The sequence below is a fragment of the Streptomyces tricolor genome (genome assembly GCF_002155905.1).
Lineage (GTDB): Bacteria > Actinomycetota > Actinomycetes > Streptomycetales > Streptomycetaceae > Streptomyces > Streptomyces tricolor.
In genome coordinates this window covers 1-546 of sequence record NZ_MUMF01000686.1, presented here as the reverse complement: position 1 = coordinate 546, position 546 = coordinate 1, and the positions used below count along the sequence as shown (strand labels likewise).

At 72.2% G+C, this 546-nt stretch carries 2 pseudogenes; both read left to right on the top strand.

The features are described from left to right. Positions 1-302, top strand: a pseudogene (locus tag CCN44_RS37360) (ABC transporter ATP-binding protein); the annotation flags it as partial. Positions 303-362: 60 nt separating this feature from the next. Beyond that, positions 363-546: pseudogene (locus CCN44_RS37355) on the top strand (NfeD family protein); the annotation flags it as partial.

The window sequence follows — 546 nt, the reverse complement described above, 5'->3', positions numbered from 1 at the left end:
TGCTCCTGCTGGACGAGCCCGCCGCCGGTCTCGACCTCGGTGGCCGCGAGGACCTGGTGCGCCGCCTCGGCCGGCTCGCCCGCGACCCCATCGCCCCCTCGATGATCATGGTCACGCACCACGTCGAGGAGATCGCCCCCGGGTTCACCCACGTCCTCATGATCCGCCAGGGCAAGGTCCTCGCCGCCGGCCCGATCGAGCTGGAACTGACCTCCCGCAACCTCTCCCTCTGCTTCGGCCTCCCGCTCGTCGTGGAGCAGGTCGGCGACCGCTGGACCGCGCAGGGCCTGCCCCTGTCCTGACCCCGCCGCTCTCCCCCGCGCGCCCTGTCCGCCGCCCGGCCACGGCCCTACCATGACCATGTGAACGACATCGACGCATGGGTGTGGTGGCTCGTCGGCGCGGCGGCGCTCGGAATCCCGCTCGTGGTCACCGCGATGCCGGAATTCGGCATGCTCGCGGTCGGAGCCGTCGCCGCGGCGGTCGTCTCCGGGCTCGGCTTCGACACGGTCATCCAGGTCCTCACGTTCGTCGTCGTCTCCGTCG